This is a genomic window from Ruegeria sp. YKSE079 (genome assembly GCF_059612845.1).
In genome coordinates this window covers 166769-179592 of record NZ_JBXWRJ010000004.1, presented here as the reverse complement: position 1 = coordinate 179592, position 12824 = coordinate 166769, and the positions used below count along the sequence as shown (strand labels likewise).

The 12824-nt window shown below is 58.3% G+C and carries 14 protein-coding genes and 2 pseudogenes; 8 read left to right on the top strand and 8 right to left on the bottom strand.

Annotated elements, in window-relative coordinates:
• The first annotated feature begins 128 nt into the window (after positions 1 to 128).
• From ccmI to AC2FMY_RS05470, 3 genes are read left to right on the top strand one after another with little or no spacing between them, the layout of a single operon-like run.
• Positions 129 to 1355, top strand: a complete 1227-nt coding sequence (ccmI, locus tag AC2FMY_RS05480; RefSeq protein WP_496807098.1) for a c-type cytochrome biogenesis protein CcmI — start codon at positions 129 to 131, stop codon at positions 1353 to 1355.
• Complete coding sequence (gene ruvX, locus AC2FMY_RS05475) at positions 1352 to 1816, top strand: Holliday junction resolvase RuvX (RefSeq protein WP_496807097.1); 465 nt, start codon at positions 1352 to 1354, stop codon at positions 1814 to 1816. The genes ccmI and ruvX overlap by 4 nt, the downstream gene beginning before the upstream one ends.
• Before the next feature lie 17 nt (positions 1817 to 1833).
• Positions 1834 to 2064 (top strand): DUF1289 domain-containing protein, encoded by a 231-nt coding sequence (locus AC2FMY_RS05470; RefSeq protein ID WP_480749731.1) that lies wholly within the window; start codon positions 1834 to 1836, stop codon positions 2062 to 2064.
• Between the two features lie 3 nt (positions 2065 to 2067).
• Here AC2FMY_RS05470 and AC2FMY_RS05465 read toward each other — a convergent pair whose 3' ends face one another.
• From AC2FMY_RS05465 to dusA, 5 genes are read right to left on the bottom strand one after another with little or no spacing between them, the layout of a single operon-like run.
• Entirely contained in the window at positions 2068 to 2424 is a 357-nt protein-coding gene (locus AC2FMY_RS05465; protein ID WP_496807096.1) for a YybH family protein, read from the bottom strand.
• 13 nt (positions 2425 to 2437) lie between these two features.
• Positions 2438 to 3166 carry a SpoIIAA family protein gene (locus AC2FMY_RS05460; protein ID WP_496807095.1) on the bottom strand — a complete coding sequence of 243 codons (729 nt, stop codon included), beginning with the start codon at positions 3164 to 3166 and terminating at the stop codon, positions 2438 to 2440.
• A gap of 39 nt (positions 3167 to 3205) precedes the next feature.
• On the bottom strand, positions 3206 to 3991 hold the full coding sequence (locus AC2FMY_RS05455) for a hypothetical protein (protein ID WP_496807094.1): 786 nt from the start codon (positions 3989 to 3991) through the stop codon (positions 3206 to 3208).
• The gene (locus AC2FMY_RS05450) at positions 3985 to 4809 is read right to left on the bottom strand and encodes a sulfite exporter TauE/SafE family protein (protein ID WP_480749727.1); all 825 of its coding nucleotides are present in this window, start codon (positions 4807 to 4809) and stop codon (positions 3985 to 3987) included. The genes AC2FMY_RS05455 and AC2FMY_RS05450 overlap by 7 nt, the downstream gene beginning before the upstream one ends.
• A gap of 30 nt (positions 4810 to 4839) precedes the next feature.
• Positions 4840 to 5841 (bottom strand): tRNA dihydrouridine(20/20a) synthase DusA, encoded by a 1002-nt coding sequence (gene dusA, locus AC2FMY_RS05445; RefSeq protein WP_496807093.1) that lies wholly within the window; start codon positions 5839 to 5841, stop codon positions 4840 to 4842.
• A gap of 328 nt (positions 5842 to 6169) precedes the next feature.
• On the opposite strand from dusA, the gene AC2FMY_RS05440 reads away from it, so the two are divergent.
• The 4 genes and pseudogenes from AC2FMY_RS05440 to AC2FMY_RS05425 form a co-directional block, all read left to right on the top strand.
• Positions 6170 to 7222 carry a site-specific integrase gene (locus AC2FMY_RS05440; protein ID WP_496807092.1) on the top strand — a complete coding sequence of 351 codons (1053 nt, stop codon included), beginning with the start codon at positions 6170 to 6172 and terminating at the stop codon, positions 7220 to 7222.
• Between the two features lie 77 nt (positions 7223 to 7299).
• Positions 7300 to 7734 (top strand): hypothetical protein, encoded by a 435-nt coding sequence (locus AC2FMY_RS05435; protein ID WP_496807091.1) that lies wholly within the window; start codon positions 7300 to 7302, stop codon positions 7732 to 7734.
• Between the two features lie 71 nt (positions 7735 to 7805).
• Positions 7806 to 8552: a hypothetical protein gene (locus AC2FMY_RS05430; RefSeq protein WP_496807090.1), complete on the top strand. Its 747-nt coding sequence runs from the start codon at positions 7806 to 7808 to the stop codon at positions 8550 to 8552.
• A 187-nt stretch (positions 8553 to 8739) separates the two neighbouring features.
• A pseudogene (locus tag AC2FMY_RS05425) lies at positions 8740 to 8961 on the top strand (DNA-binding protein); the annotation flags it as partial.
• Here AC2FMY_RS05425 and AC2FMY_RS05420 read toward each other — a convergent pair.
• The 3 genes and pseudogenes from AC2FMY_RS05420 to AC2FMY_RS05410 all read right to left on the bottom strand — a co-directional run.
• Positions 8952 to 9185, bottom strand: a pseudogene (locus AC2FMY_RS05420) (IS110 family transposase); the annotation flags it as partial. The pseudogenes AC2FMY_RS05425 and AC2FMY_RS05420 overlap by 10 nt on opposite strands.
• Positions 9186 to 9344: 159 nt before the next feature.
• Entirely contained in the window at positions 9345 to 10640 is a 1296-nt protein-coding gene (locus AC2FMY_RS05415) for a nucleotide disphospho-sugar-binding domain-containing protein (RefSeq protein WP_496807089.1), read from the bottom strand.
• Between the two features lie 7 nt (positions 10641 to 10647).
• Positions 10648 to 11571 (bottom strand): GntR family transcriptional regulator, encoded by a 924-nt coding sequence (locus AC2FMY_RS05410; RefSeq protein WP_480749722.1) that lies wholly within the window; start codon positions 11569 to 11571, stop codon positions 10648 to 10650.
• A 178-nt stretch (positions 11572 to 11749) separates the two neighbouring features.
• On the opposite strand from AC2FMY_RS05410, the gene AC2FMY_RS05405 reads away from it, so the two are divergent.
• Positions 11750 to 12820 carry a polyamine ABC transporter substrate-binding protein gene (locus tag AC2FMY_RS05405; RefSeq protein WP_496807088.1) on the top strand — a complete coding sequence of 357 codons (1071 nt, stop codon included), beginning with the start codon at positions 11750 to 11752 and terminating at the stop codon, positions 12818 to 12820.
• Positions 12821 to 12824: the final 4 nt, after the last annotated feature.

Below are 12824 nucleotides of genomic sequence, written 5' to 3'. Positions count from 1 at the left end.
GGAGTTTACCCGTGCCGTACTGCGTCGCAATAGAGCACTATTGCGACATACGCCCAAGATCGCGGCCATTTGCCTCTTTTTTCGACCCGCCTGCAGGTCTAGATGGGGGCAACACTCTCGGAGAGCACATGACCTTCTGGATTCTGATTTCCCTCATGGCGCTGATGATCGCGGCGCTGCTTGGCCTGACCATGCTGCGTGGACGGCGTAACGGTGAACCGGCGGCGGCCTATGATCTGCGTGTCTATCGCGAACAGCTTGCCAGTGTCGACCGGGATCTGGCACGCGGGGTGATTGCCGAGGCCGATGCCGAGCGCGTGCGCACCGAGATTTCGCGCCGCATTCTGGCTGCCGACGCCCAGATACAGCAGGAACGTGACGGTGGCGGGCCGACGCGGGCGGTCACGATCGTTGTCGCAGTTTTGTCGGCGCTGATTCTGACGGGCGGCGGTGTTCTGCTTTATGACAGGCTGGGCGCACCGGGATATGGCGACCTGCCGCTGACGCTGCGGATCGAGATGGCCGAAGAGTTCCGCAAGGACCGGCCCGACCAGTTGACCGCCGAAGATAAGCTGCCCGTCCAGCCCAAGCCCGAGATCGACGACAGTTACGCCAACCTGCTGCGGCAGTTGCGCGAGACGGTCGCGGGCCGGCCCGACGACATTCAGGGCCATAACCTGCTGGCGCAGCACGAGGCGAATGTCGGAGACTTCAAGGCGGCTTATCAGGCCAAGGACAGGGCCATCGAACTGATGGGCGACGCGGCCACGGCGGATGATTTTGGCGACAAGGCAGAGTTGATGATCCAGGCGGCGGGCGGTTACGTGTCGCCGGAAGCTGAAGCGGTGTTGCTGCAAGCGCTGGATATCGATCCGGCAAATGGACCCGCGCGCTATTACTGGGGCCAGATGCTGACGCAGGTCGGGCGCCCCGACCTGGCGTTCAGCCTGTGGGAGGAAACCCTGCGCATTTCGTCGCCGCACGCGCCGTGGTCGCAGGCCATTCGCGCGCAGATCGAGGACCTGGCCTATCGCGCTGGCGTCAACTATACGCCTCCGGCCAGCCCGGCGCCCTTGTCGGGACCAACGGGTGATGACGTGGACGCAGCCAGCGAAATGACGGCCGAAGAACGGCAGGACATGATCCGCGGCATGGTCGAGAATCTGTCCGACCGCCTTGCGACCGAGGGCGGCGCGCCGGAGGAATGGGCGCGTCTGATCACGGCCCTGAGCGTTCTGGGAGAGGCTGACAGGGCCGTTGCAATTCGCGATGAAGCGCTGAGTGTATTTGCCGAGAACGACGCGGCACGGGAGATGATCGCCAGCGCCGCAAGGCAGGCGGGTCTGGGCGAATGATCCACGACGTTTTCGAGGATTTTGCCGCAGCACTTGCGCCCATGTCGGCGCTGATGGGGCTGGATCTGGGGGAAAAGACCATCGGGGTCGCGGTTTCGGACCGGACGCGCGGGATTGCCAGCCCGTTGGAGACAGTGCGCCGCAAGAAGTTCGGTGTTGACGCCGCGCGGCTGCTGGAAATCGCCGGGGATCGCGAGATCGGGGGTGTCCTGCTGGGCCTGCCCAGAAACATGGACGGGACCGAGGGGCCAAGGTGCCAGTCGACGCGCGCGTTCGCCCGCAATCTGTCGCGGCTGACGGACCTGCCCATCGGGTTCTGGGATGAACGGCTAAGCACGGTTGCGGCTGAAAAAGCACTTCTTGAGGCGGATACGACACGAAAACGTCGCGGACAGGTGATTGATCACGTCGCCGCAGGTTATATCTTGCAGGGTGCGCTGGATCGGATGCGCTTTCTGTAACGGGTCGGAGACCACCGATGACGAAGATGGTTTGGAAACGGAACGAGGTTGAAAGCCCTTGCGTCCAGATCTGCGTCGTGCACCCGACCGAACGGATCTGCACCGGCTGTTTCCGCACCATCGACGAGATCAGCCGCTGGTCAAAGATGGACAGCACAGAGCGCGCCGGGATCATGGAAGAGCTGCCCAACCGCAAACCCCGCCTGTTCAAGCGGCGCGGCGGGCGTGCAGCGCGACTGGACCGCTGAAATTTACCCTTCGTTCAGGCTGCACATCCGGATCAGCCAGGTGTCGTCCGGCTGACGTTCGCAGACATTGAGAGATATCCCTTCGTCGGCTCCATCGCCCTCGGCAAACTGCGCGAGACACCAGGCCAGGTCGCCATCCTGACCAGCCTGCACGACCGCGATTGTCTTGTCCTCGCCGCCCTCCGCGACCCATTCGGCGTGGGTATCCACGATGGCCTTGCGCCCTTTTGCTGCCGGTCCGTACGGCGAGTAAAGTTCGGCGTTGTCGGTAAAACAGGCTGAACATCCCGCCGCATCGCCCTTGCGATAGGCCGAAACATAACGATCGAAGAGAGATTGCAGTTCAGTGCGGATACTCATGATTGCCCCGGCATCAACCTGCCGCGAGCCAGGCCTTGGCGGCGTCCAGTTCAGCGGCGGGAAAGAACTGTGTCTTGGCGTTGACGATATGTCGCCCCACCCGTTCGGCCATGCGCTGCCAGGTCTTGTCGCCGACAATGGCAGCCCGGTCCAACAAGCCCACGTGGCTGCCGGCAAGCCGGAAATGCGCAGCCAGTCCGGACAGGCCTTGCCATCCTTCGAATTCGGTCAGGTTGATCAAAAGGCGGAACCCGTCCTTGGCGCGGATCATTGCGTCCAGATCGCCTTCGGCCTCTTCATAGGCTTCGGGGTCGAGCTTGCCCATCAGCTTGATCTGAATGCACGGGCCGCCCAGATCGGTAACGTGAATCGTTCCCAGCGACTCGCGAATCCAGCGGCGGGCGGTTTCGACCTCGGCCAGTTCGAACACGCTCACCGGACAGGGCAGGATCGGCGCGGCCAGACGTACGCCGTTCTGCACCCACCTCTGATCGGCCACGACCGCAATCCGATCAAAGCCGCGCCAATGGCTGAGGCCCAGCATCGTATCGGCCCAGGCTGCGCTCAGGTCATACCCCTTGAACTCCTGCCCCATGATGACCAGCAGACGGACACGGTCGTGATCGGCAAGCGCGGCCTCGACCGCCGGAACCAGAGTGTCGGCATAGTCGGCGCTGGTGATTTCGCCGGACAGTTCCGCCTCGATCAAGGCGCCGTCCATTTGGGTCGTGATGCTGATCATTGTCTCAAATCCCCACAATTAAAAAGAATTGCAGGAAGGTTACGGGGATTCGATCCATTCGGCCACACCTCCGGGCAATTCCGGGCGGAAATAGGCGATCATGCGGCCATCAGGTCCGCCGGTCGCGGTATCGGCCCAGGGGGCGACCCCGTGCAGGGTGTGACGGTGCAGCAGGTAGGCCTCGCCCGGGCGCGCGGGCAGCTCGATCCGGGGGCAGGTGTCGAACACAACACGCCGGGCCTGTTGATAGATGTCTGTCACATTGGCCAGGTGAAGGGTGTCGCGCGGCAGGCCCGCGAGCGCCTGAGCAAAGGCGTCGCCAAGGATCTTGTGGCTGCCTTCCCAGACCACCAAGGGAGCTGCGTCGGCGCTGGTTTCGGTCAGGGGAATACCCAAGATCCAGGCGTGCGGCTCGTCAACCTTGCGGCGGCGATCCGGGCCGCTGGGTTTCAACCCGTCCACATGCGCCGCGTCGCGTCTGACGCGATATCGCGCGGTCGCCTCGCCTTCGCCGCGGCGCGGGCGCGGATAGCCGGGGTAAATCACCGAAACCTGACCTTTGTGCAGCGGGTGAAACCCAAGATGTCGCGTGATGAAATCCACTGCATTGCCGGACAAGGGGCCGGAGTTGCCCACCCTGCCCTGCGCATCATTGCCCAGTGCATCGACACCAATGAACCATGTACCTTCGCAATCATGCCACTGGGCGTGCGCCGGGTCGTGAACCGATTTTTGCGCCGCGGGCAAGGCATGGCTGACCCAGTCTGCCAGAACCGGATCATAGGGAAAGCGGAGCCAGCCGCGAACAAAGAAGTCGTTTACCATCCCAACGCCTTGCGCAGCATGTTGAGCGCCACCAGCGTCAGGAACACAGCGAACACCCGTTTGAGCGGCTTGGGGTCCATCGCATGTGCCAGCCGGACCCCCCAGGGCGTGGTGATCAGCGTCATGGCGATAACGATGCCAAAAGCAATCAGGTTGACCGCACCAAACGTCAGGGGTGGGCGGTGTTCAGGTGCGATGTCGAGAAACAGAAAGCCCAGAACGCCGGGCACCGCGATGATTACGCCAAACCCGGCAGCAGTTGCGACCGCCCGGTGAATCGGCGTGTTGTAAAGGCTCATCAACGGCACACCAAAACTGCCGCCGCCGATCCCCATCAATACCGATAGAAACCCCACCATCGGCGACAATGCGATACGGCGCAGACCGCCGGGCATCGCATCGCCCAAGCGCCATTCGGACTTGCCAAGTCCCAGATAGGCGCCGATCACCATACCAAGCACACCGAACAGCGCCTGCAACGCCTCTGACCGCAAGGTCGAGGCCACCAAAACGCCGATGATTGCCCCCAGAGCGATCCCCGCCCCCCAGCCGCGCAGGATGGACCAATCAACCGCGCCCTTCTTGTTGTGGCTCAGAACCGAGCGGACCGAGGTGACGATAATCGTGGCCAGCGACGTGGCCAGACACATCTGCATCAGTTGTGGACCACCATAGCCAAGAGTTTGAAATGTGTAGAAAAAGGCAGGCACAAGCACGATACCCCCGCCGACACCCAACAGGCCTGCCAGAACGCCCGCAAAGGCGCCGATCACCAGCAACAGGCCCAGCATCTGGACCAACAGCATCGTCTCTGGCATCGTCCCCTCCCGATCAGCCTGCGGGCCTTGTTACACCGCTTGTGCAGTCCCGACCAGAGGCGCGATCCGGTTCAGGGCTGCCTCGACCACTTCCGGCCCGGCCCCTTCGCGCACCGCCCCTTCGGACAAGGCCCGCCGCCAGCCCCGTGCGCCGGGACGCCCGGCAAACAGGCCCAGCATGTGCCGGGTAATCTGGTGCAAACGCCCGCCCCGGCTGAGATGCCGTTCGATATAGGGCAACATCCCGGCCACCGCATCCAACGGATTCGTGATCTGACCAGTTCCGAAAATCTGGCGATCCGCCCCGCAAAGAATGTCTGACGGCTGGTGATAGGCGGCGCGGCCGATCATCACGCCGTCCAGCCCGGCCTCAAGATGCGCTCTGGCCTGCGCCAAGGACGAAATCCCTCCGTTGATCGAGATGTGCATCTGTGGGAAATCGCGCTTCATCCGGTGCACGAGGTCATAGTCCAGAGGCGGGATATCACGGTTTTCCTTGGGGCTGAGGCCCTGCAACCACGCCTTGCGGGCATGAATGGTGACCCGCTCGCACCCGGCCTGCGCAATCTTCTCCAGAAAGGCCGGCAGTACCTGATCGGGGTCCTGGTCATCGACACCGATGCGGCATTTCACGGTCACGTCCACGTCAACCACGTCGCGCATGGAGGAAACGCAGGCGGCGACGCGATCCGGCTCTTGCATCAGCACCGCGCCGAATGTGCCGGACTGCACCCGGTCAGAGGGACAGCCGCAGTTGAGGTTTATTTCATCATACCCGGCTTGCACCCCCAACCGCGCGGCCTGCGCCAGTTCTTCGGGGTCGGAACCGCCCAGTTGCAGTGCCACAGGGTGTTCTTCGGTGTTGTAGTCAAGCAGGTGCAACGCACCACCCCGCACCAATGCAGGCGCCGTGACCATTTCCGTGTAAAGCAGGGTATTGCGGCTCAATAACCTGTGCAGGTACCGACAATGGCGGTCCGTCCAGTCCATCATAGGGGCACAGGATAATCTAGCGTGTTGATTTATTTTCATTTTTTGTTTATCTTCAAACTGTTGGCGGCGGATTCTGCTACGCTGGAATACGCCCCAATATCCCCGAATTTGCCCCTCTACGACGACTCATTGCACACACAGCGCACACGAAAATGGCCTCCATCACCAAGCTCCCCTCCGGTGCATACCGGGTCCAGATCAGACGAAAGGGCCGCTACGCGAGCGAGACGTTTCTACGTCGCGACGATGCCCATCGCTGGGCCCGCCTAGCGGAGACCCGGGTAGATCAGGGGTTGGCGCCGAACAAGTCGTCCGTCTCCCGCCTGACCACCTTCGGCGATCTCATCGATCTCCACATAATCGATATGTGCGAGGTAGGCAAACCGCCGCGTCGCGAGCCAAGGCCGCCACGCTCAAGACGCTCAAGCGCGATCTGGGCAAGGAGAAGATCGGGCACCTCGACCGGCAAAAGCTGATCGACTATGGAAAGACGCGCGCTGATCAAGGCGCCGGTCCGGTGACCCTCAGCATCGATATCGGCGTGATCAAGATGATCATCACCCATGCGGCAGCCGTGCACGGGCTCGACATTTCTCCGGAACCCGTTGATCTGGCACGTGTCGCGCTCAAGTGGTTCGGCCTGATCGGCAAAGGCACCGAGCGGGACCGCCGCCCCACCACGGATGAATTGAACCGCCTCTTCCGTTGCTTCGATGACAACGGACGCCTGACCCTGCCGATGACACGGATCGTGAAGTTCGCGGTGGCCACGGCGATGCGGCTCGACGAGATTTGCCGCGTCGCATGGACCGATCTCGACGTCGACCGCCGGATGCTCATGATCCGCGACAGAAAGGACCCGCGCAACAAGACCGGGAACGACCAGCGGATCCCACTCTTCGCCGCCACGGGGTTCGATGCCCGGGCATTGGTCACCGAACAGGCCAAGGAACTCGGGCACGCAAGAGGCCGGATCTTTCCCTATAACTCGAAATCGGTCGGAACCGCCTTCCGGCGCGCCTGCGTCGAGGTCAGCGTGAAGGACCTGCATTTCCACGATCTACGCCATGAGGGCACAAGCCGCCTGTTCGAGGCCGGCTTCGCCATTGAACAGGTCTCGCTGGTCACCGGCCACAAGGATTGGAAAATGCTGCGTCGCTACACGCATATCCGCGCGGCGCGGGAGAAGATCGTCGCGCGGTCGGACGAGGACCGTCAGGACTTCCTCCGCAAGCGCGGATTCTCAAAGGCGGAAACGGGTCGGATTGTCGAGACGGTGCTGGCCGAGGAAGGCCGCCCGCCCGAGAGCGTCTTCGACTTCGTGCAGGGGATCACCGCGGTCGCCCGGTCGAGGCCGCAGCAGGATGCGCGGCTGGTGATGGAGGGGAAGGCGAAAACGTTGTTGGAGACCGCGAAATAGGTGCAGGATCAGTCCCAACGTGCTACGTTTAGACGAGATACTCTTGCAAGAGGCGATTTAAAACGGGGGACATAAAGATGGGTACCAAATTCGTCATTACGCGTGGGACAGAACACAAAATTTGGACCTCAATTGGTGGTGAGAAAGCGTGCTTCACGATAAAGAGCCGAGCGAATGGCGGACCAGGACGCGTTCGATTTCGTCGGACCAGAGCGGGCAACAACAAGGACCTAGACTATCACGTAGGCTACAAATGTTGGCATTCGAAGTTTCCTATCTACGTTCTTTATGCCACGGCGGTCGATGAAGACGTAGACGTTATTCGACATGACCCAACTGGAGTTGGGATCCCAGGCACCCCTCCTCGCGGGGGTTTTGTTCGACCTACAAGTCTTGATAGCGAAGATATCGAGACTGGTGAGGAAATTGAATACAATTTGACTGAAGAAGAAATCAAGAAATTCTTGGCGGATGACGGCGAAGAGCCAGATCCAAATGAGACCCCTATTTAATTCTTGATCGGCTGAATTTTCCGATGAAGCGCATGTGCTAATCTAACCGCAATTTCTAGAAGGACCTACGCATGAAACGGAGGTACAGAAAATTCAGTTTTCCGAGCTTTGCGTTAAGTCTGTTGCTAGGTCTTTATGGGTCAAAAGTCTTTGCAGACCACGACATCGACGAAATTCTGCGTGAACATCCAAATCTCAATTTTATCGGGAGGGATGAAGTGGAGACACCCACAAACGATCACGTTCACACGCAGATGGCAGGAGTACTGTTCGGAGAACCTGCCTCTGAAGATGTCATCAATGAGCAAAGAATCGCGTTTTCGAGAGATGCAATACTTCCAGCAGCAATGCACTTTGAAGCAAAAATGCGCTGTAGAGATGGGCAGTATCCAACAGGACGAAGAATCTACATCGATAAGATGTTTGGCTACATTGATCTAGAGGTGCGCCCGCCAGACGGTAAGCTCTATCAGTTCACTGCCGCTGATGAAGGGTTTGAGTATGTTTTCTATCATGACTGGCGGACATACCCGATTAACCTGACGGTTACGTTTTCAAATGGCGTAAAAATGAAAAGTGGTACGTTCAATGCTGATTTGTACCTGGAAAATACAAGTGGAGAACTGACGCCGATCTTTACGTACAGTCAGTCAATGCCAGCCGTGTACTTTGGTGGAACGGAAGAGCGACGCTATTCCACGGAAATCTGGCTCACAGGTAGCGATATTTTTTCAGCAAGGGCTCTTGTTGCGAACTTTTACCTGTCGAGTATTGGGGGTAATGCGAAGGCAAACCCAGTGATAGATTGCTTTCCATAGTTTTTTCTTCATTTCAAGTCGGTGCGACCTTTCATTGTCTTGCATGGTCAAAGTGCAAGCTTGAATTGCTTGCCGACTTGTTGAGACGCTTGAATTAGCCAGAGAGTGAGAGGGGTGCCGGGTTTTCCGTGACGGGTTTGGAGGTTGGGAGAGAGGCTCCCGGCTGGCCCGTCGCGGAGATATCCCGATGACCAAGCAACAGAAAATCACCCTCAGCGCCTCGCGCGACATCCCCTTCAACAAGCTGATGCTCAGCCAGTCGAACGTGCGCCACGTCAAGGCGGGCGTGTCGATCGAGGAACTGGCCGAGGACATCGCGCGACGCACGCTGCTCAGTTCCATCACCGTGCGGCCGGTGATGGACGACAGCGGCGCCGAGACCGGCATGTACACGATCCCGGCGGGTGGGATGAGCCGCACCTCATGACCCAGCTTGCCGATCTTGCGACCCCAGAAATGAGCGCCGCCACAGGCTTCCATCGCGACAACACAGGGCTGCAACTCGCTGAAGAAGGTCAGCACCTGAACTCTACGCAGTTTCCTGCGCAGAATAGGCTGCCCCGCTGCATCTGCCCCGTGGGCCTGAAACACATTCTTCGCCAGATCGAGCCCGACCGTGATAATCTCTGACATGACCGCTCTCCTTTGTGGATCGTTGCAGACCCACCTTGGCACAATGATGCCGTCGGGGGGCGGTCACATCATCAGAGCCCTTTAGGTTCAGTGATTTAGAGTTCGTTGCGATGTACCCTTCCATCCTTCATGACAAAACGGATGACCGACGGGAATAAACTAGATTCGGTTAGGTTTTACACAATCCAGAATTTTTTGAGCAGCTAACGGAACCGACTTTTTCAACTGCATGATCTCTGAGTTCGCAGCCAGCCGGGTCTTCATCTCCGCGTCCCCAAGTAGTTGGTTAATCGTATTCTCCAACTGCTCCGGTGTCCAATCCCATCGATTTACCCTGAGTCCGACACTGGTTTCAACTGCCCGCTGGGCGTTATCGTGTCCGTCCCAGCAATAGGGAAGGATCAGCGACGGGACCCCGAAATACAGCGCTTCGCAAAAGCTGTTGTTGCCGCCGTGGTGAATAAACAGATCGCATTGTTCAACCACGGACGGCTGCGGGAACCATTCCTGCAGATGAACATTGTCTGGTACTCTGGAATAGGCATCGATCTGGGCCCCGACATTGACCAGAAACCTCATGTCCATTTTCTTGAATACGTCGAACAGGCTTTCAAAAAAAGTGACATCCATAGCACCCAGGCTACCAAAACTCACATACACCAGAGGCCCGTCGTTACGGGGCATCTGAGGTACACGGTAGGGACCTTCCTGGCGTACGCAGCCTTCGAGAAAGGTGAATTGTCCAGGACTCAGCGCCTGATCACGATCATGGCGAATTATAGATGGCGCCAAAAGAAGGTTTTGATGCGGTGATGTTTCTAGGAACTCACCTTTAGGCAATAGCCCAAGTCCCCGATCCATGCGAAATTTGTTGTAGCGAGCATGAATTGGGCCAAGGGTCTCCAGGTACTGGTTCCGGAATGCCGCGCACCCGGCAGCGTCAGATGCCGGCAAGCCGGACAGGTACGGCGGTAGGCAGTTGTCTGGCAACTCGGTTTCCGCGCAAGAAATGACCCTGACCCATGGGCGCTCGGATCGTACGATGGCCGGGAACATGATGACGTTGTCGAGGACGACAACATCCGGGTTGATCCGCTCTAGCGCCGTTTCCAACCCCTGCTCAACCGATTCCGCAGTCTCGACGATTGCGTTCCAAACGGGCTCTACATAGGTGGTCAGTTGGTCAGTTGGATGCATGTCAAAATGCGGCAGATGATGGCTCAGGAATTCCTGCCAGTAGGTCTGGGTTTCCTCTTCTGTCAACTCTGACTGAACAGGGACGGCGAACTCGTCAAAACCGTAATCTGCGAATACGCCACCAAAGCCACCGTGGGTCAGGAAAACGGGGTGTGCACCCATTGCGCGAAGTTCCTGAGCGATCCCCACACAATTCAGTGCAGCCCCAAAACTAGCTTCGGGGAAAAACGCGATTACGGGTGCTTCCTTGCGGTTCATCATTCACTCACCGGATTGACCCGCGAGTCGCTTGGACTAGCGCCGGAGCACCACGATTGGCGACGCTGGGTCTTTGGTTCATTGAAAGCCGCAAATGCACCCTCATCAGATCCGCAGCAAGGTCGAAATGACCCTGCGCTATGAAATCAAGTATACGCAGATGTTCATCGAGCGCCTGCCTCATCCGAAAGTCGATCATACCGAATGATCCGCCTGGCAGGTGGCGCAACCCATGATGGGCCATGAGAGCAGAAGCTAGATACTGGTTTCCGGACGATCGAGCGATGAGCTTGTGAAAGGCAAGATCCGCGTCTTGGAAATCCTGGCTATTGAAAGAGTTTTCCGACTGCGCCAGAAGCGCTTCGGTCTGGCTGCGGACCAGATCGGCGCGCTTGGTGTCCAACTTGAAACCGTCGGACAGAATGGCCTGCGGTTCCAGTATCAGACGAAATTCGTAGCTCTCAATTCGTCCAGAACGGTCTCCGGGCATGCGCGTGAACACCCAGGATTGACCTTCGGCTTTCTGAATCACGCCTTGGGCCAGGAGAGCTTCGAGCGCACGCTGTGCAGCGCTGCGGGAAACCGAATATCTCCGGATCAGGTCCGTGACATTGATGGAGCCGCCCAGGCGTCGGGCGCCGCGATCGCGTAGGATGGCACTGGCGAGATCGGCACCAGCTCCGACCGCATGCTGGTTGAGTACCGAATGCCCCTTCTCGGGTTCACATTCCAGAACAAACCCGCCTTCTGCCGCTTTGCGTGCCATCCCCTCCTGCTCCAGCAGCCTCAATGCGGATCTGACCGGAGTGCGAGAGACGCTGCACGAATCAGCAAGGGTTTTTTCCACCAGCCTGTCACCCTGATGCAAATCGAGATCCATCGCGACATCCAGTATTTTTTGGGCAAGTTTCAAGTGTTTGCTTGGCGGCATAAGAAGGACGCTTTCGTCATACCCAACTAATATACAATAAAAACCGTATCTTAAATGACCTCACCGAGCCACACAAAAATGATTCAAAAAATTGTTGAGTTTTAATTCATCAAAAAATACCGTGATTGCATCATATATCTCGCCCCAGAAGCGAGCGCGAATGTCAAGGGAGGAAGACATGACCAACAAGTTCACCAATTCGTTCCGTTTGCCATTTGCTTGGCTCACCGCCGGGGCGGTCTGCGCACTCAGTGTATTCGCCGGAGCGGCCCAAGCAGAGAAAATCGTCATCTCGAACTGGGACGGCTACATGCCGCCGGACCTGCTCGAGAATTTCACGAAGGAAACTGGTATAGAGGCCGAGCTCTCGGTTCATGGCACCAACGAAGAAATCATGGGCAAGGTCGTAGCTGGTGGCGGTAAGGGCTACGACGTTCTTTTCGTCTCGTCGCCTTTTGCCGAAGCATTAAACAACTTGGGGCTGGTGGCTGCTATCGACCACGATAAGGTTCCAAATGCGTCCAACCTGTATGACGAAGCTAAAGAATTGGCTCATGATCCGGGCAACGACTATTCAATGCCATACGCCTGGGGCACGACGGGCTTATGCTACCGGTCAGACCTGATGGCAGAACCGACTTCGTGGAACGATCTGCTCAAACCCTCTGACGACCTCAAAGGCAAAGTGACAATGCTCTCTACGGATCGTTGGCTGATGGGGGCTGCCGCGCTAGCCCTCGGAAAGTCTCTGAATGATACGTCGGACGAGACGTTGGCGGCTGCAAAGGACCTGCTGGTTGCGGCGAAGCAGGATCTGCTGGCCTACGACGATGCAACTTTTTATCTGAAGTTGGTATCGGGCGAGGCAACGATGGTTCACGCCTGGGATGGCTGGTGTAACTACGGCATCGGTGAGAACGCAGACATCAAGTACACGATTCCATCAGAAGGATCGGATCTGTGGGTAGATGCGCTAGTCATCACAGATGCATCTAAAAACAAAGACGCGGCGCATGCTTTTGTGAACTATGTCTTAGGCGCGGATGTCGGTGTCTGGGTTGCCAGCAATATCCTGTACAAAACGCCGAACAAGGCTGCGATGGAGGCACTGGACCCGTCCTTGATCGAAACCTTCCCGAACATGGGAATGTCGCCTGCAGACCTTACCAAGTACGAGCAGTTGCGCGATCTCGGCAATGGCCAGAAACCCTTTGCACGGACCGTGACCGAAATCATGGCCGCACAGTAAGTGA

What these genes read in the sequence shown, in the direction of transcription:
- ccmI (WP_496807098.1), top strand. Translation starts at nt 129, where the DNA reads ATGACCTTCTGGATTCTGATTTCCCTCATGGCGCTGATGATCGCGGCG.
- ruvX (WP_496807097.1), top strand. Translation starts at nt 1,352, where the DNA reads ATGATCCACGACGTTTTCGAGGATTTTGCCGCAGCACTTGCGCCCATG.
- AC2FMY_RS05470 (WP_480749731.1), top strand. Translation starts at nt 1,834, where the DNA reads ATGACGAAGATGGTTTGGAAACGGAACGAGGTTGAAAGCCCTTGCGTC.
- AC2FMY_RS05465 (WP_496807096.1), bottom strand. Translation starts at nt 2,424, where the DNA reads ATGAGTATCCGCACTGAACTGCAATCTCTCTTCGATCGTTATGTTTCG.
- AC2FMY_RS05460 (WP_496807095.1), bottom strand. Translation starts at nt 3,166, where the DNA reads ATGATCAGCATCACGACCCAAATGGACGGCGCCTTGATCGAGGCGGAA.
- AC2FMY_RS05455 (WP_496807094.1), bottom strand. Translation starts at nt 3,991, where the DNA reads ATGGTAAACGACTTCTTTGTTCGCGGCTGGCTCCGCTTTCCCTATGAT.
- AC2FMY_RS05450 (WP_480749727.1), bottom strand. Translation starts at nt 4,809, where the DNA reads ATGCCAGAGACGATGCTGTTGGTCCAGATGCTGGGCCTGTTGCTGGTG.
- dusA (WP_496807093.1), bottom strand. Translation starts at nt 5,841, where the DNA reads ATGAAAATAAATCAACACGCTAGATTATCCTGTGCCCCTATGATGGAC.
- AC2FMY_RS05435 (WP_496807091.1), top strand. Translation starts at nt 7,300, where the DNA reads ATGGGTACCAAATTCGTCATTACGCGTGGGACAGAACACAAAATTTGG.
- AC2FMY_RS05430 (WP_496807090.1), top strand. Translation starts at nt 7,806, where the DNA reads ATGAAACGGAGGTACAGAAAATTCAGTTTTCCGAGCTTTGCGTTAAGT.
- AC2FMY_RS05415 (WP_496807089.1), bottom strand. Translation starts at nt 10,640, where the DNA reads ATGAACCGCAAGGAAGCACCCGTAATCGCGTTTTTCCCCGAAGCTAGT.
- AC2FMY_RS05410 (WP_480749722.1), bottom strand. Translation starts at nt 11,571, where the DNA reads ATGCCGCCAAGCAAACACTTGAAACTTGCCCAAAAAATACTGGATGTC.
- AC2FMY_RS05405 (WP_496807088.1), top strand. Translation starts at nt 11,750, where the DNA reads ATGACCAACAAGTTCACCAATTCGTTCCGTTTGCCATTTGCTTGGCTC.